The sequence below is a fragment of the Enterobacter sp. RHBSTW-00593 genome (genome assembly GCF_013784105.1).
Lineage (GTDB): Bacteria > Pseudomonadota > Gammaproteobacteria > Enterobacterales > Enterobacteriaceae > Enterobacter > Enterobacter ludwigii.
This window is the reverse complement of sequence record NZ_CP056393.1, coordinates 1706007-1725765: the sequence shown is the minus strand read 5'-3', so window position 1 is coordinate 1725765 and position 19759 is coordinate 1706007. Positions and strand designations below refer to the sequence as shown.

Annotated in this window: 19 protein-coding genes and 1 riboswitch; of the genes, 6 read left to right on the top strand and 13 right to left on the bottom strand. The window is 55.3% G+C overall.

Annotated features, from left to right (window positions below; translation table 11 throughout):
* Positions 1 to 10: 10 nt before the first annotated feature.
* A complete protein-coding gene (locus tag HV242_RS08040; protein WP_001273664.1) occupies positions 11 to 181 on the bottom strand; it encodes a con-10 family general stress protein in 171 nt (56 codons plus the stop codon).
* Positions 182 to 572: 391 nt separating this feature from the next.
* Here HV242_RS08040 and wrbA point away from each other — a divergent pair, with 391 nt between their 5' ends.
* Both wrbA and HV242_RS08030 read left to right on the top strand, forming a co-directional pair.
* Positions 573 to 1169 carry an NAD(P)H:quinone oxidoreductase gene (gene wrbA, locus HV242_RS08035; RefSeq protein WP_014169491.1) on the top strand — a complete coding sequence of 199 codons (597 nt, stop codon included), beginning with the start codon at positions 573 to 575 and terminating at the stop codon, positions 1167 to 1169.
* A gap of 18 nt (positions 1170 to 1187) precedes the next feature.
* Positions 1188 to 1415, top strand: a complete 228-nt coding sequence (locus HV242_RS08030) for a YccJ family protein (protein WP_014169490.1) — start codon at positions 1188 to 1190, stop codon at positions 1413 to 1415.
* Between the two features lie 32 nt (positions 1416 to 1447).
* On the opposite strand, the gene agp is transcribed toward HV242_RS08030, so the two are convergent.
* Positions 1448 to 2689, bottom strand: a complete 1242-nt coding sequence (gene agp / locus HV242_RS08025; RefSeq protein ID WP_025204488.1) for a bifunctional glucose-1-phosphatase/inositol phosphatase — start codon at positions 2687 to 2689, stop codon at positions 1448 to 1450.
* Positions 2690 to 2775: 86 nt separating this feature from the next.
* Positions 2776 to 3135, bottom strand: a complete 360-nt coding sequence (locus tag HV242_RS08020; RefSeq protein ID WP_014169488.1) for a winged helix-turn-helix transcriptional regulator — start codon at positions 3133 to 3135, stop codon at positions 2776 to 2778.
* A 100-nt stretch (positions 3136 to 3235) separates the two neighbouring features.
* Here HV242_RS08020 and HV242_RS08015 point away from each other — a divergent pair, with 100 nt between their 5' ends.
* Positions 3236 to 3985 carry an SDR family oxidoreductase gene (locus tag HV242_RS08015; RefSeq protein ID WP_032681279.1) on the top strand — a complete coding sequence of 250 codons (750 nt, stop codon included), beginning with the start codon at positions 3236 to 3238 and terminating at the stop codon, positions 3983 to 3985.
* 1 nt (position 3986) lies between these two features.
* Here HV242_RS08015 and HV242_RS08010 read toward each other — a convergent pair whose 3' ends face one another.
* Positions 3987 to 4490, bottom strand: a complete 504-nt coding sequence (locus tag HV242_RS08010) for a DedA family protein (RefSeq protein WP_032670645.1) — start codon at positions 4488 to 4490, stop codon at positions 3987 to 3989.
* Between the two features lie 290 nt (positions 4491 to 4780).
* A riboswitch (M-box (ykoK) riboswitch) is annotated at positions 4781 to 4950 on the top strand.
* A gap of 60 nt (positions 4951 to 5010) precedes the next feature.
* On the opposite strand from HV242_RS08010, the gene HV242_RS08005 reads away from it, so the two are divergent.
* The gene (locus HV242_RS08005) at positions 5011 to 6012 is read left to right on the top strand and encodes a magnesium transporter (protein WP_020884727.1); all 1002 of its coding nucleotides are present in this window, start codon (positions 5011 to 5013) and stop codon (positions 6010 to 6012) included.
* Positions 6013 to 6053: 41 nt separating this feature from the next.
* Here the strand turns inward: HV242_RS08005 and HV242_RS08000 are convergent, their stop codons facing one another.
* Positions 6054 to 7130, bottom strand: a complete 1077-nt coding sequence (locus HV242_RS08000; RefSeq protein WP_032677847.1) for a LacI family DNA-binding transcriptional regulator — start codon at positions 7128 to 7130, stop codon at positions 6054 to 6056.
* A gap of 269 nt (positions 7131 to 7399) precedes the next feature.
* On the opposite strand from HV242_RS08000, the gene HV242_RS07995 reads away from it, so the two are divergent.
* Entirely contained in the window at positions 7400 to 8665 is a 1266-nt protein-coding gene (locus HV242_RS07995; protein WP_050736616.1) for a maltoporin, read from the top strand.
* Positions 8666 to 8769: 104 nt separating this feature from the next.
* Here the strand turns inward: HV242_RS07995 and HV242_RS07990 are convergent, their stop codons facing one another.
* The 6 genes from HV242_RS07990 to HV242_RS07965 all read right to left on the bottom strand — a co-directional run bounded on the left by HV242_RS07990 (position 8770) and on the right by HV242_RS07965 (position 15844).
* On the bottom strand, positions 8770 to 9012 hold the full coding sequence (locus HV242_RS07990; RefSeq protein WP_025204491.1) for a glucose PTS transporter subunit EIIB: 243 nt from the start codon (positions 9010 to 9012) through the stop codon (positions 8770 to 8772).
* 99 nt (positions 9013 to 9111) lie between these two features.
* Positions 9112 to 11169 carry a beta-galactosidase gene (locus HV242_RS07985; RefSeq protein WP_050736615.1) on the bottom strand — a complete coding sequence of 686 codons (2058 nt, stop codon included), beginning with the start codon at positions 11167 to 11169 and terminating at the stop codon, positions 9112 to 9114.
* A 30-nt stretch (positions 11170 to 11199) separates the two neighbouring features.
* Positions 11200 to 12402 carry a glycoside hydrolase family 53 protein gene (locus HV242_RS07980; RefSeq protein ID WP_014169480.1) on the bottom strand — a complete coding sequence of 401 codons (1203 nt, stop codon included), beginning with the start codon at positions 12400 to 12402 and terminating at the stop codon, positions 11200 to 11202.
* Positions 12403 to 12404: 2 nt separating this feature from the next.
* Positions 12405 to 13256, bottom strand: coding sequence for a sugar ABC transporter permease (locus HV242_RS07975; protein WP_014169479.1), 852 nt, complete (start codon positions 13254 to 13256; stop codon positions 12405 to 12407).
* Positions 13257 to 13267: 11 nt separating this feature from the next.
* Positions 13268 to 14572 carry a carbohydrate ABC transporter permease gene (locus HV242_RS07970; RefSeq protein WP_063858505.1) on the bottom strand — a complete coding sequence of 435 codons (1305 nt, stop codon included), beginning with the start codon at positions 14570 to 14572 and terminating at the stop codon, positions 13268 to 13270.
* Between the two features lie 57 nt (positions 14573 to 14629).
* Complete coding sequence (locus HV242_RS07965) at positions 14630 to 15844, bottom strand: extracellular solute-binding protein (RefSeq protein WP_063858506.1); 1215 nt, start codon at positions 15842 to 15844, stop codon at positions 14630 to 14632.
* A gap of 321 nt (positions 15845 to 16165) precedes the next feature.
* Here HV242_RS07965 and HV242_RS07960 point away from each other — a divergent pair, with 321 nt between their 5' ends.
* Entirely contained in the window at positions 16166 to 17281 is a 1116-nt protein-coding gene (locus tag HV242_RS07960; protein ID WP_020884735.1) for an ABC transporter ATP-binding protein, read from the top strand.
* Here the strand turns inward: HV242_RS07960 and hpxK are convergent.
* Both hpxK and HV242_RS07950 read right to left on the bottom strand, forming a co-directional pair.
* Positions 17278 to 18519: an allantoate amidohydrolase gene (gene hpxK / locus HV242_RS07955; RefSeq protein ID WP_063858507.1), complete on the bottom strand. Its 1242-nt coding sequence runs from the start codon at positions 18517 to 18519 to the stop codon at positions 17278 to 17280. The genes HV242_RS07960 and hpxK overlap by 4 nt on opposite strands.
* Complete coding sequence (locus tag HV242_RS07950; protein ID WP_014169474.1) at positions 18516 to 19757, bottom strand: pyridoxal-phosphate-dependent aminotransferase family protein; 1242 nt, start codon at positions 19755 to 19757, stop codon at positions 18516 to 18518. Before HV242_RS07950 ends, hpxK begins: the two co-directional genes overlap by 4 nt.
* Positions 19758 to 19759: the final 2 nt, after the last annotated feature.

Below are 19759 nucleotides of genomic sequence, written 5' to 3'. Positions count from 1 at the left end.
GTCCGGCGTATTACTTATTGCTGCCATGACTGTTTTTGCCCCCTTTTTTGCCAGCTTCTGATGCCCGCTGAGGGTCATTTTTGAAATTCCCCCCGCTAGACTGGCCACCTTTACGACCTGCTTCTGATGCTCTTTCACGGTCTTCAGCGAAATTACCTGAACCACCACGATGGTTTGCCATCTCTAACCTCCAGAGTGTGAAACATTAGACATCATATTGCATTCAGTAAAAGAGGATTCTTTCACCGCGCGGCTGAAGGAAAGTGCCTTTATCTGTGCCGCGTGAAATTAAGCTTAGTGGAATGCGGCTATCCGGCAAGTCAGAGGTAATATTCTGCAACATGATCTCAGCCATTCGGGTGAGATTACGCGACGGCCATTTATAAGCCTTTCTTATCATTTTAAAAATCCGCAGCGGGAAAGTTGTTTCATTTTGCTACAAAGCGCTTTTGTATCCATATTGTTATAAATCAAAGAAATGCCGTTCATTTTTGCAGTCTGGCTGTGATGACTTATCTTTAAATGAACGCAGCGATCCGCTGTCAGAAAACACAAACGAGGAGTGATGCAAAATGGCAAAAGTTCTGGTGCTCTATTATTCCATGTATGGACACATTGAAACCATGGCTCACGCGGTAGCAGAAGGTGCAAACAGAGTGGACGGCGTAGAAGTTGTGGTGAAACGCGTACCGGAAACGATGCAGGCTGAGGCGTTCGCCAAAGCCGGGGGGAAAACACAAAATGCCCCGGTTGCCACCCCGCAGGAACTGGCTGATTACGATGCCATTATTTTCGGCACCCCTACCCGATTTGGCAATATGTCAGGCCAGATGCGGACCTTCCTCGATCAAACCGGAGGACTTTGGGCATCCGGAGCGTTATACGGCAAACTCGCCAGCGTCTTCAGCTCCACCGGGACCGGCGGCGGTCAGGAGCAGACGATTACGTCAACCTGGACTACCCTTGCTCATCATGGGATGGTGATTGTGCCGATTGGCTACGGCGCGCAGGAACTGTTTGATATTTCCCAGGTTCGTGGCGGGACACCGTACGGCGCCACCACCATTGCCGGTGGCGATGGCTCCCGACAGCCGAGCAACGAAGAGCTCACTATCGCCCGCTATCAGGGTGAGTATGTCGCAGGCCTCGCCAAAAAACTGAACGGCTAACTCAACAGGAGGACAAGCATGCCAACTCAAGAATCCAAAGCCCACCGCGTGGGTGAATGGGCAAGTTTACGCAACACCTCTCCGGAGATCGCCGAAGCCATTTTTGAAGTCGCGAACTATGACGAGAAGCTGGCAGAGCAGATTTGGGAAGAAGGCAGCGATGAAGTGCTGGAACGTGCCTTCGGGAAAACGGACAAAGACGCGCTCTTCTGGGGTGAGCAAACCATCGAACGTAAAAACGTCTGAACGTTTCCCCCCGCCTGAGCGGGGGGTTTTACCTATTTCGCCGCGTTATTCATCACCGCATTAAATTTATCGATTGGGCAAAAACCGTTCGCATCAACCGGACACCCCTTCAGCTCCAGCGTCACACGCTGTGCCGGCGCATCCAGTGACAGTACGCTGGCGTTACGCAGCTGGTCGGCGCTCTGATAGACATACTCAATCTTCATGAGTTCCTGGTTGGCGTTTTTATCATGCCAGCGCTGGAAAACAATTTTCCCGCCAATTGGCGTCCGCTCGTGCTGGTCATGCAGCTGGTACGGTTTGAAATCCAGCGCCGTAAGCAGCGACGCGATATTGGAATCATGCCCCACCAGCAGGGTGATTTTCGGCGCTTTCGCCTGCCCGGTGACGAGGGCCTGGTCGATATACTTCACCAGCGGTTTGGCCACGTTTTGCGCCACCTCGGTGGAGGTAAACAGCGAGTCCTGATAGCCATTTTTCAGTTGCGACAACACGCGCCACTGCTGATCGGTTTTAATTTCACCCCAGGCAACCTGGTCTGCCGGGAAGCCTTCGTAATACTGCAGCGTGAAGGCATCCACCAGCGAGTTACCGACTTTTAACGGCCCCGATACGCCAGGTTCTTTTTCATAGTCAGCGCTGAAGGTATCTTTCGCCTCCGCCAGCGAGCACACGTTCTTCTCTTTACAGGACGGTGAATCGGCGTAATTCGTCATCTGCTCCAGCAGCTTGTAGCTCTCGCCAAGCTGCATTTTCTGCCGCTCAGTCTCCATCGCCTTCAGCGCTTTTTCACGGAATGCAGGTGAGTTATCCGTAATCACCGGGTTAAAGGTCGGATCCATGGTGCCCATTTTTTCCTGATGATGCACAGGCACATCGCACCCCGGGAAGGCGCCGGTGATAAAGAACTGCGCGGTGGCGACAGTGCGCTGCAGGCTGTTGGCATAGGCATATACGCTATCCGCGGCCGGGCACTCGCCGGTTTTCACCATCCCCTGCTGTGCCAGCCACTCACGCATATAGTGGCCCATATAGACTTCAAGCACGCCACCTTTGGTGGTGAGCTGACCGCCTGGCACCTCCCATTCTGGCCACTGCTTCGGTGTGGATTGCTCGAGCACGCTGCCATTATTGGCGAGCGGCGCGCGCAAATTATGGCGACTCATGATTAAAACTTGTTCCAGCTGATACCCTTCCGGCGTCTCTTGCGCCTGCACGCCAGATGTCACTGCAATGGAACCGGCGATTGCCAGCGCGAGTAGTGCTTTTCTCATCCCTAATTCCTCACTCGTTTTAAAATGTCGCAGTGAGTGTGACAGATTCGTGACAATTTTCCGGGAAGCGTTTCGCAAACTGAGGATTACTTTTCAAGGCGATCGCCGTATTCGCTCATCCAGTCGGCCAGCGGGGAGAGCGCGCTCTGGAGGGTTAACCCCAGCGCGGTTATCTGATACTCCACCCGCGGTGGGATCTCCGGGTAGATAGTGCGCGACACCAGCCCGCGCTGCTCAAACAGGCGCAACTGCTTCGTGAGCTCTTTTTGCGTGATGGGGGCAGCGGCGCGCAGCAGATCGCCAAACCGGACCGGTGCATTGAGCATAATCAGGCGATAGAGCACCGGGATGGCCCACTTACCGGAAATCAGGTTTACAAACTGCGTCATCGGGCAGAGATAAACCTCAGATTTTTTTTCACAGGGTATATTGAGTGATTCCGCCATAGCACACCTCTAGCCTCATTAGTATCCAAATGGTACCTGGTTTCCTTTCGATACTAACGTTTCTATAGTGCTTTCTCCAGAGTCATTTCAGGAGAAGCACATGGGTCGTTTAGCAGGTAAATATACGCTGATTACCGGCGGCACTTCCGGTATTGGTCTCGCTACCGCGCAGGAATTTATTGCCGAAGGGGCGCACGTTGCTGTCACCGGACGTAACCCGGATACCCTTGCCGAAGCACAACGCATTCTGGGCGATAATGCCTGGGTTATTCCGACCGATGCGGGTGACATCGCCGCGCAAAAAGCGCTGGCGGACACGCTCGCCTCTCGCTGGCCACGTCTTGATGCCGTGTTTATTAACGCCGGCGATGTGACGCACGGGCTGCTTGAAGAGTGGCAGGAAGACGCCTGGGATCGCCTGATGGGCATCAACCTTAAAGGACCGTTCTTTTTGATTCAGGCCCTGCTGCCGCTGCTCAATAATCCCTCCTCTGTGATCTTGTGCGGGTCCGTGAGCGCCCGCATCGGGCTGCCTGCCAGCAGCGTTTATGCCGCCAGCAAGGCGGGATTACTGTCGCTGGCACGCACGCTGTCAGGGGAGCTGTTGCCGCGCGGTATTCGCGTCAACGGCCTGAGCCCGGGTCCGGTAGAAACACCGGCATTTAATAAAACGGGGTTAAGCGAGGAAGCGCTCAAGGCGATGCTGGGGGATATCACCAAACTTGTGCCGCTGGGCAGAATGGGCACGCCGACGGAGCTGGCGAAAGCCGCGCTCTATCTTGCCTCTGACGAATCGCGCTATATGGTGGGAACGGAACTGCTGGTCGACGGCGGAATGGGAAACCTGTAGGTCAAAAGGCGCTGATGCCGGTGACGATGCCGACATACAGCGCCGCCCATACGACGGCTGAAATCAGGCTTACCGCGTACACCTTCGCCGCGTTCAGTCTGAGCATGCCCGCTGCCAGCGGGACGATATAACGCAGCACCGCCAGGAAACGCGCGGTAAAGAGCACCAGCACGCCGTTTTTCTGCAGCTGATGTTGTACCCGCAAAAATTTCTCGGCGTGCCGGGAGGTGAAGCGCGTGACCAGCCGCGTGTGGCCCATCAACTGGCCGATATGATAATTCAATACCGACCCTGTTGTGGCACCCGCCGCGACAGCCAGCCACGTCAGTCCCGGATGCAGGCTGGTCTGGCTGACGGTGATCCCTGCCAGCAGCATCACCGAGGCCGGCGGAAGCACGGAGGAAACCAGTACCGTAGACTTGCTCAGCGCGATGACGAAAAGCAGCGCGAACAGATGCGTCGGATAGAGCGCAAAATGATTCAGCAGATTGTCAAACCACGTCATATTCCACCCCGCAGCGTTCGTGATGCTGACCATTAGAAACGAACAACCTTAAATGGGGTATCAACCGCTCAGACCTCCAGCAGGAAGGCATTAACGACACGCGAAAATGTCAGCGCCATTTAGAAACACAGAGGTGTGGAATTATACTCTCTTGAGCAATAACCACCGTCATTGATGAATAATCGATGTCATTAATACGCGGGATTAAATTATTGTTCTAAACGTTTCTTAAACGTCTTTTAAATTCCACAGCGCGATTTTTAAAGTGGCGTATTATCCCTCTCGTTTTACAACGATCTCGTTATGGCGAGGCTCCTGTACAAATACACGTTATCGCTCTGGTGGGTTCGAGAGAACCGGCACAGGGTAAAACAGGCACTGTCGAATCAAGGCTTTGTCAGTATAACTTCCCTTACGGGATACGGTGTACAGTGCTGAACCCAGGACGTGGGGATCTCCTCTTCGACATGCCCTGTCTTGCTCGCCCCTGAGAGATTTTATTATTCAAAGGGAATTCACTATGTCTTACGCTATTCACAATCAAAACCTGGCATTCAATGACAGCGCAATCGCGCAATATATGAATACCGATTTTATCGTCCTCGATATTTCATTATGCGTGGCGCTGGCACGCGAGCAATTTTTCGAAAAATTAAAAGACGATGATATTCCATCGCATATTTTCCTCGAAGATAACGGTCGGCTGGCAGGCATGGTTGCGGTGCGCAAACTGCTGCAGACCGCCGATACGGTACAGCCGGTGAAAACGCTGATGATTTCTCAGTTTCTGCAGGTCAAACCGGAAGACGAGCGTGCCGATGTCGCCGGGCTGCTGGCCCACGGCGAGGCGGATGTCGTGCCGGTGGTCACGCACGGTAAAGTGGTCGGCTGCCTGACCGAACGCGAAATCGCCCATCTGCTGGAAGATGATGTCACCGAAGATGCCCAGCTCCAGGGAGCAACGCTGCCACTGGAAAAGCCGTATCTGGAAACCAGCCCCTTCAGCCTGTGGAAAAAACGCTCCGTCTGGCTGCTGCTGTTGTTTGTCGCTGAAGCCTATACCAGCTCGGTTATTCAGCACTTCGAAGAGGCGCTGGAATCCGCCATTGCCCTGGCCTTTTTTATTCCGCTGCTGATAGGGACCGGTGGGAACAGCGGGACGCAGATCACCTCCACGCTGGTGCGTGCAATGGCACTGGGTGAAGTGCGTCTGCGCGACGTTGGCCGCGTGTTACGAAAGGAGATGACCACCTCGCTGATGATTGCCGCCACGCTTGGTCTTGCCGGGTGTGTTCGCGCCTGGATGATGGGTATCGGGCTGGAAATTACCCTTATCGTCAGCCTGACGCTGGTCTGTATTACGCTGTGGAGTGCGATTGTCTCGTCAGTTATTCCGATGGTACTGAAGCGCTGCGGCATTGACCCGGCCGTCGTTTCCGCGCCCTTTATCGCGACGCTTATCGACGGAACCGGTCTGATTATCTACTTCAAGATTGCGCAGTACACGCTGGGGCTGGAATAAGAGTGCAGCACCTCACCCACCGGGTTGAGGTGCTCACCGTTTTACATATCGCCAAGCTGATGTGCGATATCACGAAGCTGTTGCGCCAGCGCCTGCAGGTTTTTGCCCTTCTCACCTTTCGGCCCGGTCGACTGCCGCACCACCAGCCGGGCAGGCAAAATGGATGACATGCGCACGGCATTGTCTTCGCCACTGTCAAGAATGCGGCGCACCGCCTCTTTCCCCTGCAGATCCAGGTCCAGCGATACCGTGGTCAATGCCGGATAGAAGAATGAGCTTTCGTAGGTGTCATCGTAGCCAATCACCGATTTTTCACCCGGAATGGAAATCTGATGCTGATGGAAAGCACTTAGTACCCCCAGCGCCATCTGGTCGTTGGCCACCAGCACGGCAGAAAATTGCGGCGTCTCGCGCAGCATCTGCAGCGCACCCGCGTAACCGCTCTGCGCATCCCAGTTCCCGCGGATCACCGAGGCCGGCTCCAGACCGTAACCTTTCAGGGTTTCAATCCAGCTTTTCAGCCTGAGCTGCGCCGAGACAGAAGACGCAGGCCCCGCCAGCAACGCGATTTCCCGGTGCCCCAGTTCGTAGAGATATTTGACGCTGGCACGGGTGCCATCTGCCGGGTTAAACGAAACGTTAAACACGGAACTGTAAGGGTCAACGTCGAGGAACAGACAGACGATATCGTCGTTGTCCGTCGCGATTTTCTGCGCCTGCTCTGCTTCCAGCGGGACGTTGATGATCACCTTACTGACGAGCTGAGATTTCAGTTCATTGATCGAATCCTGGATGCTGTGGTTGACGTTCTCATCAATCATGGAGATCAACACCTGATACCCTTCCACATTTGCATAGCGTTTTACCGCCGCGGCGACCTGTGACGGCGCATGCAAAGCCAGCGAAATCGTCACCAGTCCGACGGTCTGGGTCTGCTTTCCAACCAGTTGCTGCGCCAGGCGGTTCGGGACATACCGCAATAACTCTATGGATTTCTCCACCTTGTGACGCGTGGCTTCGGATACATTGGCAGATTTATTCAGTACCCTGGACACGGTCTGATAGGAGACGCCCGCATGGCGTGCGACGTCCTCTAACGTTGCGCTTTTCGACTTCATGGTCCGGTTCCTTATGTTGTTATGCGCTGATTGTATCAGGGGCGATATAAAAAAACGCCCACTGGCCACTTCTGGCTGCCATAACACCATCAAAAAGTATTACGTTCACAATACTACATTTCTGGTCACACCTCATCAATCGTAACAAAATTGGCTATTTTATTTGCACTTAATCACAGATTAACGATCACGCAATTGCCAGAAAAAAGGTTTAGGCATTTTATGACAGCGGATTTGTGAACGTATTACAAAACAATAAGAGGGTAACAATGAACACGACGATCCGCTCTGTATCTGTTGCGTTGGCTGCCGCGTTAGCGTCTCCTTCGCTGTTTGCAGCGTCTTCAGTACCAATTGATTTTCATGGGTATCTTCGCTCCGGTGTGGGCGTCTCACGGGATGGTGGGATGGAGGAGTGGCAAAAAAATAAAATTGGCCGTCTGGGTAACGAGGCGGATACCTACGGCGAGCTGGAGCTGGGCTCAGAGGTGTACAAAAAGAACGATGTCAGCTTCTACCTCGACAGCATGGTGAGCATGGTCTCTGACGGCTCTAACGACAATGAAACCACCTTCGGCGACGATGCGCAGTTCGGGTTGCGTCAGCTGAATCTGCAGATCAAGGGCCTGATCCCCGGCGATCCGAACGCGGTGATCTGGGGCGGTAAGCGCTACTACCAGCGCCATGACCTGCACATCATTGACACCAAATACTGGAACATCTCAGGCGCGGGTGCCGGTATCGAAAACTACACGCTCGGACCGGGTGCGGTGTCCGTGGCCTGGATCCGTGGCGATGCCAACGACGTGGACTACCGCGTGGACGGCGATAGCGACGTTAATATCAACTACATCGACCTTCGCTATGCGGGCTGGAAGCCGTGGGCGGGTGCATGGACTGAAGTGGGCATTGATTACGCCATGCCAAACCCCACCAATAAGCAGAAAGAGTACGGTGGGCTGTATGAGGCCGATAACGGCGTCATGGTCACCGGTGAGATCAGCCAGGACATGTTAGGCGGCTACAACAAGCTGGTGCTGCAGTATGCGAACAAAGGCCTGGCGCAGAACATGGTGTCCCAGGGCGGCGGCTGGTATGACATGTGGAACTACGTGAACGACGCCAGCGGCTACCGTGTGATTAACACCGGCTTAATTCCGATTACGGACAAGCTCTCCTTCAACCACGTGCTGACCTGGGGCTCGGCGGATGACACCACGCAATTCACCGATAAATCGCGCCTTGTCTCTCTGGTGGGTCGCGCACAGTACCAGTTCACCGAATATGTGCGTCTGATTGGTGAAGTGGGCGGTTTCTACCAGAAAGATACCTACACCGACGGCTCCAGCTACAAGCAGAGCGGAGAGAAGTACACCCTCGCACTCGGACTGGCGGATGGGTCTGATTTTATGTCGCGTCCGGAACTGCGCGTCTTCGCCTCTTACCTGAATGACTCCGAGAAAGGACAATCCTTCGAAGACGGCACCGCAAATAATACCTGGAACGTTGGCGTGCAGGTGGAAGCCTGGTGGTAATATTTATTTCCTGATATGCGTTAATCGTTATTGTATCTCCAACAACTGGCAGTCTATTCTCCTCGTTTGGGATAGCCATTATTTTGGCTATCCCTTTTTTATTATTAGTGATTAAAATGCGCATCTAATAATTGCCGCAAGGTATCAGACTGCCGGCCAAATATCGCATGCACCTGCTGGCCGATAATAATCACGCCCAGCGCCCCCTCCTGTTGTAACGCCTGCGTATCCACCTTATTTAAATCTTTTACCGTGACGCGCAGACGGGTAATACAGGCTTCAACATGTTCGATATTATCGTCGCCGCCGAATGCAGGAATTAAACGCTGAGTTATTTCACTGTCCATAATACGCCTCTCTGTTATGCAGATAAAAAAATGCCTGCTCATAGAGCAGGCGCCTTCAGATTGATTAGCCAGGGTTGTACGACGCGACGCCCTCAGCGACTACGCTTTACGCCTGAGTACCCGACAATCCCACGGCAGCAGAGCGGTATCACCCGTGGCGGCGGCATCGGTCATGCAGTCGATATACCCCTGCGGCAGCGTAATGAGCTGCTGCTGGGCGGTGTAGTTCTGCACAAACACCCACGTGGTTTCGCCGTCCGTGCGGGCCGTTGCCACCACACCCGGTGGGAAATCGCATTCCATGGCCCGCGGCAGCGCCAGTTCGTCAATAATCCCGGCGAAGAAATCACGCTGGAACGGCAGATCGTTGCGCGACGCCACATGCCACGCTTTCCCCTTACCGAAACGGTTCACCGTCACGGCAGGCCGACCGGCGTAGAAATCATCCCGGTAGGTCGCCAGCGGCTGAGCGTTTTCGACATGGATCAGTTCGCACAGATGACGAACCTGATACGGGCCCTGCAGGCCAGCCGCATTACCCGCCAGCCCCTGTACCAGATTACGTTCTCCCTCACCGAGACAGTCGATCTCTTCTGCCCAGATGCCGAGCAGTTTACGCAGCGGCCCCGGGAACCCGCCGAGATGACAAAGATCGCTTTCATCCACGATGCCGCTCCAGTAGGTGGTCACCAGATGGCCGCCCCCGGCGACAAACGCTTCTGCGCGTTCGGCGAAGCCTTCCCGCACCATATAAAGCATCGGCGCAATCACCAGCGCGTACTGGCTGAGATCGCCATCGGCATCAATCACATCCACCGCGATGCCTTTTTCCCAGAACGGACGGTAGTGTTCGTTAACGGTTTTTTCGTACTCCATCCCCATGTTGCGCGGCCCTTCGGCATCGTCCAGCGCCCAGCGATTTTGCTGGTCGAAGATAATCGCCACCCGTGCCTGCGTGCGACACCCGACCACCCCCGGCAGGCGCTCAAGCATTTCGCCCAGACGCGTCACTTCGCGCCCGACACGCGTATCAAGATGCCCCACGTGGTCGATAACCGCCCCGTGGAATTTCTCCACCGAACCGCGGCTTTTACGCCACTGGAAGTACTGTACGGCATCGGCCCCGTGTGCCACCGCCTGCATTGACGAGAGAATATGCATCCCCGGCTTTTTCAGCTTGCTGGTCGGCTGCCAGTTGGTGGTACTCGGTGTGGACTCCATCAGCACAAAAGGTTTGCCGCCTTTCAGGCTGCGCATCATGTCGTGGTACATGGCGGTGTAGCAGGCGAGCTGGGTTTCGTCTTTCTCCTTGTGCCACATCGGGTAGCTGTCCCAGGAGATAAAGTCGATCGCTTTCGCAAGCTGCCAGTAGTCGTAATCGTAGAAGTACTCCATGAAGTTGGTCGTCACCGGCAACGCTGCGTTGACGGCTTTTAGCGGCGCAACCTCATGGCGGCAGAAATCTGTTACCTGCGCCGTATTAAAGCGGCGCCAGTCGAGGTTCAGACCGTGAATGGACACCTCGCCCTGCGGCGCAGGGGACTCAATCTGCGACCAGTCGCTATAGGTGTGGCTCCAGAAGGTGCTCCACCATGCGTGGTTCAGCGCATCCAGGGTTTTGTAGCGCGCTTTCAGCCAGTCACGAAAGCGCTCCTGGCACAGATCGCAGTGGCACTCACCGCCGTACTCATTGGAGATATGCCAGCCCAGCACCGCCGGGTGCTGTGAATAACGCTCAGCCAGTAAGGTATTCATTTTGAATGTCTTGTCACGGTACACAGGGGAAGACATACAGTGGTTATGACGCCCACCGTGCAGCGCAGGCACGCGGTTACGCCCTACGCGCAGCACCTGCGGGTATTTTTGCGACATCCATGCCGGTCGCGCACCGCTCGGCGTGGCGAGGAAAATATGGATCCCCGCTGAATATAATTTATCAATGACGTTATCCAGCCAGACAAAATCATATTCCCCTTCACGCGGTTCGAGCTTCGCCCAGCTAAATATGCCCACCGACATGACATTACATTTCGCCTGCTGCATCATGGCAATATCTTTTTCAATAATACCGGGGTAATTCTCCCATTGCTCCGGGTTATAGTCGGCGCCATGCAATAACGCAGCGACCTTCGAACTTAAAGGCGCAAATTTATTCATATTAAAAACGTCCTGAAGTGAAACAGAATACTATTTAAATACCGTTATCGACGGCAGCACTTTGCCATGACAATCAAATAACGCCTGGTTTTCGCGGGCATTTCCCTCTTTCCAGTCATCATGGATATATTTCATGCCGGTTTTGGTGGCCCATGTGGTGCCCGGTACGGCAATCCAGGTCGGCTCCCAGTAGAACAGACCCTTACCGCGACGATCGGGAACGTCAATCACGGCCTGCATTAAATCGTGGATATAATCGTACTGACCCTGCACGGTGCCGGGATAGCCACCGTCCTTCTCTTCTTTGGCCTGGAAACTGTTTTCTGCGTTATCGCAGTTCTCCAGCGTATAGCCATAGGCCGCTTCCACCACAATGACGTCTTTGTTATAGCGTTTGCTGATGTCGTCCATATTGGCTTTCAGCGCGCCGATCGGACCATTCCAGTAGGTGTACATCGACAGGCCGATAATATCGAACGGCACATCGCGCTTCGTGATCTCATCAAACCACCAGCGGAAGGTGTCATTTTTAGTGCCTTCGGCCAGGTGCAGCATAATTTTCACCTGCTCGCCGTCGGTCAGGTTCTCTTTCATCCCGCTGATTGCGGCGTTGAGTAACCCGGCTACGCGGTCAAACTCGCCGCCACCCTGCCCCCAGCTTTTGCCTTCCGGCCAGAGTATTCCGCCATTGATTTCATTACCAATCTGGACCATGTCCGGCAGCACGCCCTCTTTTTTAAAGCGGGCAATGGTGTCGCGCGTATAGTCATGGATTGCCGTTTTAAGCTGCGGGTAATCCATCTTCTCCCAGGCTTTTGGTTTGAACTGTTTGCCCGGGTCGGTCCAGAAATCGCTGTAGTGGAAATCGAGCAGGAGTTTTATGCCCTGGGCCTTCACGCGCTTCGCCAGCGCCAGCGTGTTTTCCAGATTGTTACTGCCGCCCCCGTAGGTATTTCCGTTGGCATCCTGCGGATCCACCCACAAACGCAGGCGCACATAGTTCACGCCGTTGGCTTTCAGAATGGCAATCGCGTCCTGCTGCTGGCCATTCTGGTTATAAAATGTTGCGCCATGCTGTTCCGCCTCGAGCAGCGTCGAGATGTCCGCCCCCTTAATAAAGTCTGCCGGCATGGCGTTAAAAGGACGCGTTTTTACCCCGTCCGCGGCGAACGCACTCGCGGCAAGACCGCAAGAAAGACAAACAGCAAGCAAAGCGGGTTTGAGTCTTTTCATGGTTATCCCTTAGTACTCCCGGAGGTCAGACCGGAGACGAAGTATTTTTGTAAGGCCAGATAAAGGATCGCGACCGGCACCGCAATCAGCACCGCGCCTGCCGCGTAGGTGGTGTAACTGGCACCCATTTTTTGCGCCACCAGGTTATAAAGCCCGATGGGTAAGGTGTATTTGTCCGGGGTGCGCAAAATGGTGCTGGAGAGAATGAAATCCCCCAGCGGCCCGGTGAAGGAGAACAGCGCCACCACCGCCACAATGGGTTTGGAAAGCGGCATGATGATCTCGATGAAGATGCGGAAGTTACTGGCTCCGTCCATGCGCGCGGACTCATCCAGATCCTTAGGAATGGCGTCCAGGTAGCCCTTCATCAGATAGGTGTTCATTGGGATCATGCCGCCAACGTAAATCAGCACCAGCGCCAGATGGCTGTTGATCAAGCCCAACAGCTGCGAGAGCACGAAGATGGCAATCAGCGCCGAGAACTGCGGGATCATCTGCAGCAGCAGGAAGAGCATCAGTCCGTTCTGCCGCCCCTTAAAGCGAAAACGCGAGAAGGCATAGGCGGTAAAGCTAACGCTGATTAAGGTCAACACCATGGTCAGGAAGCTGATTTTCATCGAGTTCCAGTACCACGTCATGTAGTTCACCTGACCATTAAACAGGTCGGCGTAATGCTGGAACGACAGGTTCTGCGGAATAACAGAGGAGCTTAACAGGCTGTTGCCCGCGTTGAGTGAGGCGCCCACCGTCCACACCAACGGGTAAATGATGATGACCGACACCAGCACAATAACCAGCCAGGAGAGTGAAAGGCGGACCCATTTCTCACGTTTAATACTTTGTGATTTAGCCATTGTTACGTCCCTTACGCCATGTCGTCATTTTTGAAAGATTTAGTGGCGCGGAACTGCCATAACGCCAGGCCGACGACAAAAACAGACAGCAGGATGGTGATGGTCGCCGCAATGGCATATTGCGAAGATGACATCGTCAGTTTGTAGATCCACGACACCAGAATGTCGGTGCCGCCCGCATTCGACCCCACTACCGCCGGCCCGCCGTTATTGAACAGATAGATGATGTTGAAATTATTGAAGTTGAAGGTGTATTGCGTAATCAGGATCGGCGCAATGGCGTAGAGCACCAGCGGCAGCGTAATGGTCCGCAACCGGGTCCAGCTGCTGGCGCCGTCCATGGTGGCCGCTTCATACAGGTCATCAGGAATGGCCTGCAGCACGCCGGTGGTCATGGCGAAAACAAACGGGAAACCAAGCCAGGTTTGCATCATGATCAGCGCCGTTTTGGTCCAGAACGGATCGGTCATCCAGCCTTTAGGCGCAATCCCAAAGAAGGCCAGAATGGCGTTGTTAATCACCCCGAACGAGTCATTAAACATCCCGGCGAAAACCAGGATGGTGACAAAGCCCGGCACCGCCCACGGCAAAATAAAGATGGTACGGATCAGCGGCTTAAAGCGTAAATCTTTCTGGTTCACCAGAATCGCCAGCAGTACGCCCACCGTACACTGCAGCGTAGTGGCGAGCAGCGTCCAGACCACCGTCCACTGCAGCACGTCGAAGAAGGTGGAACGCCAGATAGAGAGCGTAAAGATATTGATGAAGTTCTTAAACCCGACCCAGTCAACCAGCTTAGCCGGCGGCGTGTGGTAGAGGTTGTAGTTGGTAAAGGCGATGGCAAACCCGAACAAAATGGGAAACACCACCACAAACACCAGCAGGATAAAGCCCGGGGTGATCATCAGATACGGGAAGCCGTCGCTCAATAGCATCTGATACTGTTTACGCACGCTGTTAAGCTGCAACCCTTCGTCACGTTTCAGGCCATTGACCCACGCGTCACGCATCGACAGGTAATACACCATCACGCCGAACGCAGCGATTAACACGCTGATGATCCCCTCCGCCAGCAGGAAGATGGAGTTGTCGCGCGGCACCTCCTCACCCAGCGTCACCAGTCCCCACAGCCCTTCGCGCAGAAAATCAGCAAATACGCCGATAAAACTGGCAAGCAGCACCAGGAAGATGACCCCTTTCAGCCACTGACGGTGGTAAAACTGACCGAAGCCGGGAATGACCGCCAGCAGCAGGCTGGTCCAGGCGTGACGCCCGGCCACGCGCGGTTTGGCAAAATGTTCCGGGATGATACTCACAAACAACTCCTTTCAAAAAACGGGAGAGACACCCTCCCGTTCTGCGACGTCAGAAAACTACTGGTTGCTAACCTGCATGGCTTCGATTTGCATCTGAACCTGTTTTTCTGCGCTGTCGAGCGCGGCTTTCGGATCCTGTTTACCGGTCAGGCTCAGCTCGAGGGCCGCGTTCGCCGGAGCCCAGACTTCACCCATTTCCGGAATGCCCGGCATCGCTGTCGCCCGTGCGGCCTGCACGGCAACCGCGCTGGCTTTCTCGTCGTTCTTAATGAGCGGATCGTCAATCATCGCGGTCAGCGGCGGAATTTCTCGCGTCGCGATATAGCGCGTTTTGACGTACTGCGGCTGGTTGATAAATTCGATAAATTTCTGCGCCATGGCTTTGTCTTTGCTCCAGGTAGAGACGACATAGCCCTTCACGCCCAGGAATGAACTCATTGGCTTACCGTCCGGCAACGTCGGCAGCGGCGCAACGCCGTAGTTAATGCCCGCCGCCTCATACGGCTGGAACGCCCACGGACCGTTGATGACGGCTGCCGCTTTTTTCTCGGTAAACAGAGAATCGATCGCGTTCAGACCGTTATCGCCAATGATCCCCGCCGGGAACACGTCATCGGTATAGAATTTTTTCAGGTAGGTGACCGCGTCTACCGCGCCCGGCTTGTTCAGGCCCACGTCGCTGGCGTTATAACCGCCTTTATCGTTTTTACCGAAGATGTATCCGCCCATCGGGGAGATAGCCCCCCAGCTGTAGTAAATCTGGTCGAACTTGGCGAGCAGGCCGTACTGGTTTTTGGCGCGTTGCTGTTTAGAAAAGTCATACCAGTCCTGAAGTGAGTTGAGCGGCTTCGCGATCAGGTCTTTGTTGTAAATCAGCACCAGCGTCTCAACCGCTTTCGGCACACCGTAAAGGGTGTTATCCATTTTGAAGGCATTTATTGACGCCGGCGTGTACTGTTCGGTCTGCTTCGCCTCCAGATTCAGGGGGGTCAGCAGCCCTTGCACAACCGCCCCGCCCAGTTGATCATTGGGAATGACCAGCACGTCCGGGCCAATTCCTGCCGGGCCGTCGAGGCGCAGTTTTTCCAGCTGCTGCGCGTAAGGCATCTCCTGCAGGTTAACCTTAACGTCGTACTGCTTTTCGAAATCGGCGACCGCGTCTTTAATGCCGGACGACTTTTTGATGTCTTCCCAGACGTTAAGCTGCGTGGTGGCATAAGCCTGCACCGCGAGCGTAGAGAGGATCAGAGCAGCGAGTATGTTCTTTTTCATTATCAACCTCATGTGAAGGTATAACAATTTTATGGTTGTTATTGCATTCCACCGCCATACACCTTCGCCAGAAAACCGACTAACACTGGCGTACAACGTATAACATCAAATGCCTTTGGTTTGGTATACGCTACCCTTCACATCATGATAACTCTACAAAAAACTGTAAGTTGTGTGATCGTCATAACATTAATGGAATATCGGTATAGGGTGCGTGAATACTGGAAGTTATAGTCAGAGCAGACAAATTGCACCGTCCAGCCATGTAGCAAATAATTGTTATACGTAATACATACGCGGCGGTTTACTCGGGGAATACAGATGTCGAACATACAATTGAGGAATGTCACCAAACGCTTTGGCGACACCGTAACCTTGCACAACGTGAATCTTGAGATTGAAGACGGTGAGTTTGCCGTCTTTGTCGGTCCTTCCGGCTGCGGTAAATCGACAATGCTGCGCATGATTGCCGGACTGGAGGACATTAGCGAAGGGGAAGTGTTAATTGGTGACGAGGTGATGAACGACGTTGCCCCCTCCCACCGCGGCGTGGCGATGGTGTTTCAGTCCTATGCGCTCTACCCACATATGACGGTGGCCGAAAACATGGGCTACGGCCTGAAGGTCAATAAGGTGCCGAAAGATCAGATCCGCCATCAGGTCGAGATGGTGGCCAAAACGCTGCAGCTTTCCCACCTTCTGGATCGCAAACCTAAGCAGCTTTCCGGCGGCCAGCGCCAGCGTGTGGCTATTGGCCGCGCCATCGTACGTAATCCGCGGGTCTTTATGTTCGACGAACCGCTCTCCAACCTGGATGCCGAGCTGCGCGTGGAGATGCGTCTGCACCTTGCCCGTCTGCACCAGGAACTGAAAACCACCATGGTGTATGTCACCCACGACCAGATAGAAGCGATGACCCTGGCTGATAAAATTGTGGTGATGAACTACGGAAAGGTTGAGCAGATGGGCGCGCCGATGGAACTCTACTACAAACCGGCGAACAAGTTCGTGGCCGGGTTTATCGGCTCGCCGAAGATGAATTTCCTGCCGGCAACGGTAGAGGCCTGGCAACCGGGTGAGCTGACGGTGAGATTATCCCAGCAGAAGACGCTCACACTGGCCCTGACCACCACACCGTTGAACGCAGGCAGCCCGGTGACGCTGGGCATCCGTCCGGAACATTTAACCACCGATCTCCGCCACGGCACGCGGCTGACGTTTAACTGTGAAGTGGTTGAGCGTCTGGGCAACAACACCTACCTCTTTGGTCAGTGCTACGGCCATGACAATGTGAAGATTTTGCTGCCGGGCGATGTGAAATTCGCACCGTGGCAGCAAATTGATGTGGCTTTTGACGATCGCCACTGCATGGTGTTTGACGAGCAGGATGTGCGGGTGAGCGCCGACATCGATGAAGCGGTACGCTCGGTCGCTTAACCCGCCAGACGCGTTACCGCACGCGTAAAGGCATCAATCGCCAGCGCGACATCCTCAGCCATCACCGATTCCGCCGGATGGTGGCTGACGCCTCCCCTACACCGCACAAACAACATCCCTACCGGCCAGCGCTCCGCCAGGGCGATGGTGTCATGACCGGCACCGCTCGGCAGCGATAATGTCTTCCCCTGCACCGATTCTACAGCCTCCGCCAGCAGCGCCTGCAGACGTGTATCGCATGGCGTGGCGGCGATTCGGTAAAATTCGTCGGCTGCAAAATGTATTCCGCGACGGGCCGCTATCGCCTGCGCCTGCGTCAGCAGTGCAGTAAGCAGAAGGTCAAGCGGCGCATCCTGCGGGCCGCGAATATCTAACGAGAGCGCGACCTCGCCGGGGATGACGTTTACCGCACCAGGCAGACAGCGCAACTCACCCACCGTGGCCACCAGGTTGCCGCCGTGCTGACGGGTGGTGTTTTCAATCAGCACCATCCATTCGGCGGCGGCGGCCAGCGCGTCCTTACGATGCGCCATCGGCACGGTCCCGGCGTGGCCGGCCTCACCGGTGAAGCGGCAGTTCAGACGACGCGCGCCGTTAATGGCTTCAACCACGCCCAGCGCCAGACCGGCCTGTTCCAGACACGGTCCTTGTTCAATATGCAGCTCCAGACAGGCGCTGAAATCATCCGGGCGTCGGGCGGCCATCGCGACACGGCTGGGATCTAACCCTGCCTGTACCATCGCCTGCGCCACGCTGATACCTCTGGGATCGCACGTGTCGAGCCAGCCCACAGGCCAGGTGCCCGTCAGGGCGCGGCTGCCCAACAGCGTGATACCAAAGCGGGTACCCTCTTCATCGCAAAAGCCGACAATCTCAACGGCCTGCGCCAGCCGTTTTCCCTGCTGGTGCAGGCTGTCAACGACTTCAATGGCCGCCAGCACCCCCAGCATCCCGTCGTAGCGTCCGGCATTGCGCACGGTATCCAGATGCGAGCCAAGCAATACCGCCGGTGCGCCCTCCTGCTCGCCTTCATAACGTCCGCAGATATTCCCCACGCTGTCCTGCCAGACGGTCATGCCCGCCTGGTTCATCCACTGCCCGACCAGCTGGTTAGCCTGCAGATGCTGGGCAGAGAGGTACACGCGGGTAAGGGAATCCTGGGTTTCGCTGATGGCGGCCAGCGCATCGGCGCGGGCCATCACACGTTCTGCCGCCTGCTGGCGTGTCGCGTGATTCATAGCGCCGTCTCAGTGCGGTAATGATCCCACGCGGCCTGCATCGCGGCACCCTGCGTAGTGGAAAACTTCAGGTAGTTCAGTACCGACTCCAGCGCACTCAGGGTGGTCATTACGCAGTCTTTACGCGCGTTATAGCCCATGGTGCCAATACGCCACACTTTGCCGTGCAGCGGACCAAACGAAGTACCGATTTCAATGCCGAAATCCTCCAGCATCAGTTTACGCACCTGGTCACCGTTTACGCCCTGAGGGATAAGCACGCCCAGCACGTTGTTCATCTTGTGCCTGAGGTCGCCGAAGGTCTCGAGTCCCATCGCCTGAATACCTTTCAGCAGCGCATCCCCGTGCAGCTTGTGGCGGGCGATACCGTTATCCAGCCCTTCCTGCAGAATGAGGCGGGCACATTCGCGGGCGCCAAACAGCGCGGTGGTCGCTTCGGTGTGGTGGTTCAGACGCTCGGGTCCCCAGTAATCCATCACCATGCCGAGGTCGAAATAGTTGGAGTAAATCATCTCCTCGTCGCCGTCGCGATGGGCATCGGTACGGATCCCCTCTTCGATGCATTTGCGGCGACGGATTGCCTCTTCCATCCGTGGGCTCAGGGTAACAGGCGAGGTGCCGGACGGACCGCCAAGACATTTCTGCATCCCCGCCGAGACCGCATCCAGCCCCCAGGCATCGGTCTCCAGGGCGTTGCCGCCGAGCGACGCGGTAGCATCGGTATAAAACAGGACATCGTAACGACGGCAGATTGCCCCGAGTTCTGCAAGCGGCTGCAGCATGGTGGTGGACGTATCCCCCTGCACGGTTAACAGCAGGCGCGGACGCACGCGTTTAATGGCATCTTCCACCCGATCCGGTGTGAACACCTCGCCCCACGGTACCTCGATGGTGTGGACCTCTGCGCGGCAGCGGCGGGCAATTTCGCACAGCAGATGGCCGAAGCGACCAAAAACGGGCACCAGCACTTTGTCCCCCGGACGAATGGCCGATACCAGAATCGCTTCAATCCCCGCGCGGGAGGTGCCGTCCACCAGCATCGTCCAGCGGTTTTCCGTGCGGAACACGCCGCGGTAGAGTGCCATGACGTCGTTCATGTAGTGGGTCATCGCCGGATCGTACTGGCCGATAAGCTGGCTCGACATGGCTCGCAGCACGCGCGGATCGGCGTTGATTGGCCCCGGCCCCATCAGCAGACGTTGTGGCGGATTGATTTGCGGAAATTGAGCGATATCCATTT

Bases quoted from the DNA above. Each gene is read 5' to 3' on its own strand.
- HV242_RS07975 (WP_014169479.1), bottom strand. From the start codon at position 13,256: ATGGCTAAATCACAAAGTATTAAACGTGAGAAATGGGTCCGCCTTTCA.
- wrbA (WP_014169491.1), top strand. From the start codon at position 573: ATGGCAAAAGTTCTGGTGCTCTATTATTCCATGTATGGACACATTGAA.
- HV242_RS08015 (WP_032681279.1), top strand. From the start codon at position 3,236: ATGGGTCGTTTAGCAGGTAAATATACGCTGATTACCGGCGGCACTTCC.
- HV242_RS07990 (WP_025204491.1), bottom strand. From the start codon at position 9,012: ATGGACAGTGAAATAACTCAGCGTTTAATTCCTGCATTCGGCGGCGAC.
- HV242_RS08005 (WP_020884727.1), top strand. From the start codon at position 5,011: ATGTCTTACGCTATTCACAATCAAAACCTGGCATTCAATGACAGCGCA.
- HV242_RS07995 (WP_050736616.1), top strand. From the start codon at position 7,400: ATGAACACGACGATCCGCTCTGTATCTGTTGCGTTGGCTGCCGCGTTA.
- agp (WP_025204488.1), bottom strand. From the start codon at position 2,689: ATGAGAAAAGCACTACTCGCGCTGGCAATCGCCGGTTCCATTGCAGTG.
- HV242_RS08040 (WP_001273664.1), bottom strand. From the start codon at position 181: ATGGCAAACCATCGTGGTGGTTCAGGTAATTTCGCTGAAGACCGTGAA.
- HV242_RS07980 (WP_014169480.1), bottom strand. From the start codon at position 12,402: ATGAAAAGACTCAAACCCGCTTTGCTTGCTGTTTGTCTTTCTTGCGGT.
- HV242_RS07960 (WP_020884735.1), top strand. From the start codon at position 16,166: ATGTCGAACATACAATTGAGGAATGTCACCAAACGCTTTGGCGACACC.
- HV242_RS08000 (WP_032677847.1), bottom strand. From the start codon at position 7,130: ATGAAGTCGAAAAGCGCAACGTTAGAGGACGTCGCACGCCATGCGGGC.
- HV242_RS08030 (WP_014169490.1), top strand. From the start codon at position 1,188: ATGCCAACTCAAGAATCCAAAGCCCACCGCGTGGGTGAATGGGCAAGT.
- HV242_RS08010 (WP_032670645.1), bottom strand. From the start codon at position 4,490: ATGACGTGGTTTGACAATCTGCTGAATCATTTTGCGCTCTATCCGACG.
- HV242_RS07950 (WP_014169474.1), bottom strand. From the start codon at position 19,757: ATGGATATCGCTCAATTTCCGCAAATCAATCCGCCACAACGTCTGCTG.
- HV242_RS08020 (WP_014169488.1), bottom strand. From the start codon at position 3,135: ATGGCGGAATCACTCAATATACCCTGTGAAAAAAAATCTGAGGTTTAT.
- hpxK (WP_063858507.1), bottom strand. From the start codon at position 18,519: ATGAATCACGCGACACGCCAGCAGGCGGCAGAACGTGTGATGGCCCGC.
- HV242_RS07985 (WP_050736615.1), bottom strand. From the start codon at position 11,169: ATGAATAAATTTGCGCCTTTAAGTTCGAAGGTCGCTGCGTTATTGCAT.
- HV242_RS07965 (WP_063858506.1), bottom strand. From the start codon at position 15,844: ATGAAAAAGAACATACTCGCTGCTCTGATCCTCTCTACGCTCGCGGTG.